Here is a 2,993-nt window from a genome sequence, read left to right as displayed (position 1 = left end):
GATTAATACTTGGGGTATATTGGTGGAGTTTAATCTCTCCACTTACTTCTTGAGTGCTAGCTGTGCTTTGATTATAAGTAGCAATGATTTGCAATCTTTTAATATTAAAATCTTTTACTCCTTCAAATACTACCTTACTTTCACCTTTATCATCAGCTGTACTTTCTTTGTCATTGTTAATTCTTAAAGTTTTATTGCTTTGTATATCTTTAGCCTTCCATAAAACTTTTGTTTTTGGCATTAAACCTTTAAGTTTTACTTCAAAGTCGCTTTTATAATCAATCATTCCCTTTTCAAAGTCTTGATGAGTCACAGGATCTTTTCCAGTAGGAAGCTCCATAGTAGCTGTATAATTTTTAATTTCTAAAACTTTACTTTTTTCTTTTACTAACTCATCACTCATATTCTTAACAATGATTTTTACTTTTTCATTTCCGCTAAGTCCTATGATTTCTACATTACTCTCACCCTTTTCATCAGCTATTAAATTAAGCTCTTTAGTAGTTTTATCTTTATCAATAAATAAAGCATTATCTCCTTGTATGCTCCATTTAACTTTTGTAGAATTAGCTTTTAAGTTTTTATAACTTGCATGAGCTTTTTCTTTATTACCTATAGTGGTTTTATCTAAGATAATATCATTATCTCCATAAATTGCTATTTGAACAAAGGCTTTTAAAGTAACTCCTAATACATTAGCAATGATTTCAGCTTTTTCTTTATCTTTCATATTTGCATCAGGTTTATAGATGATATTTGAATTTCCATCTTTGTCAGTTTTATCTGAATTTGGAGTTTTTTCTAAGCTTCCTTTGCCAATTAATTTCCAATTTATGTCTAAATCACTTGCTAAATCACTTCCATCAAACACAATTAATGATTTTTCATGTCTTTGTATATTAGAAGGTTTGGCAAATATCCTAAAGTCTTCTTTTGGAGCTATAATAGTAATAGGGAAACTTTCTTGAGCATTCCCTGCTTTAGCAATTAAATTGGTTTGATGGACTCCATAAGCATGGATTATTTTTACAAAAACCTTTCCATTACCATCAGTAATATAATGATTTCCATTCTTTAAGATTACACTTTTTTGTTCAGGAGTTACACTCATAGCAACATTTTTAACTGCTTGGTTAAAACCATTTTTTAGCATAATACAATGAGTATTATCTCCCAAATTTCCACAATAAGAAATATGATAAGCATTATTAATGGCTTTATACTCAAGTACCATAGAATAATCTCTATCTATAAAATGAGTTCTAGAGCCTTCAATGGTATTATTTATACCTGCAAATTTAGGATCAAAAGCATGTTTGAGAGCATCTTTGTCTAAAGGTATATTAAAATTCATAGCTATATTTGTGCCTTGTTTATCACTTTCATTACTTCTTTTATGGCTTAGCGAAAAAGTTAATGCTGGATAAGGTGAATAAGTAATACCTCCTTCATATACTAAAGGATTTTTTTCTAAATCTTCATAATTACTTACATTGCCAAATGGAGCTACTTTTTCTCCATACCATTTACTCATATTAGCAAAAACAGCTACATTGCTCATAAAAGGAAAAGCATATTTAACACCCATATCCCAACCATTAGCAGGACGCTCTAAAAAAGTTAGCTCATTATTAGTATTTTTAAAATCATAACTATTAATCCAATCACTTAGTCTTTGATAAATATTAGCATGGAAAGCTAATGTATCTAGCATACTTTCAAAGCCCAAAGACATTCTTTTATGCTCTCTACTAAAATCATGATCATAAACTAGGTTTAATCCTAGCATGATATTGCCTGAATTATTTAATGCTAACGCATTAGGATAATATCTTATACCACCACCAAAATGACCTATGATTCTATTATTATCATATCCACCTATACCGCTTTGTAAAAAGTAAGATATTTTTGGATTATCTTCACTCATAATAGGTAAAAGAACTTTGGCATTACCACTTAAACCACCTCTATCATTATAGTTTAGATTAAACTCACTATTAATGGAGTGATTAAGAGCATGTAAATATTCTTGGATTAAAGTATTAGCTTGTAAGCTTAAATAATTACTTGCTAAATCTCTAATAATTTCTTCTCTTTCTTTGCCATCTTCTGCATTATATATATTACCTATGGTTTGAATAACATTAATAACCTTATTAGATAATTCTTCATCTTCTTTGCTAAGATTAGAATCTTTATTTGGTTTTTCTTCTAATAGCTTTTTAACTCTTGGGTCAATGCTATTATGCTCTTTAAGTATTTGCTTTTGATCATGGTTTACATGATTAAGCGCAAGAGTTTGATTATTATCTATAACAATTCTATTGTGATTTTTTAAAATCATTATTTGAGAAAAAAGAAAAGTGTGAATGAGTAAAACAAGTAAAAATGTTTTTTTCATATCCCCCCCCCATAACCTACATTTAATTTTTATCTGTGATGAGAATATGATAACACAAAAAATACAAAAGTGATAAAAAAGTTATAAAAATATTGAAAAATAGCCAAAAAACTATCAAATATAATAATTATTTATAAACTATAATCAAAATTACTTTTATTTTTTATTAAAAAAATACATATAGATTTATTATTATTTACATAAAACAAAAAATTACTTTTATTTACTTTTTTAAGATAATGGACTAATAGGCTTTTATATCTTTTATATTTATACTTTATTATATTGTTTAATGTATTTGTAGATATGAAAAAATAGTATTTATATAAGCATATAAATTGTATTTATTATATTTGGTATATAAAGTATAAATACTAATCTTATATATAGTAATAAATAAAGAGTATAAATATCTTATTATACTATTTAAATAATTATAATATAGTGTTTTTATATAAATTTGATAATAGTTGTTATAATCTTAAAATAACTTATTAAAAAAATATATTTAATTATAGTTTATGTATTTTTATAAATTATGTAATAGGTAAAATAATATATAGAATGTTTAATGGAAGATGAAAGGTGG

Annotated in this window: 1 protein-coding gene; it reads right to left on the bottom strand. The window is 26.0% G+C overall.

All coding sequences use genetic code 11. The features are described 5' to 3' along the window. Positions 1-2,404, bottom strand: a 2,404-nt coding sequence (locus tag L8X24_RS07835) for an inverse autotransporter beta domain-containing protein (protein WP_263664330.1), incomplete at its 3' end; no start/stop codon positions are given. Positions 2,405-2,993 lie beyond the last annotated feature (589 nt).

The sequence above is a fragment of the Campylobacter sp. CNRCH_2015_0814 genome, from assembly GCF_025772765.1.
Taxonomy (GTDB): Bacteria; Campylobacterota; Campylobacteria; order Campylobacterales; family Campylobacteraceae; genus Campylobacter_D.
The sequence above is the reverse complement of the archived record's forward strand: the minus strand, read 5'-3'. Positions and strand labels throughout refer to the sequence as shown.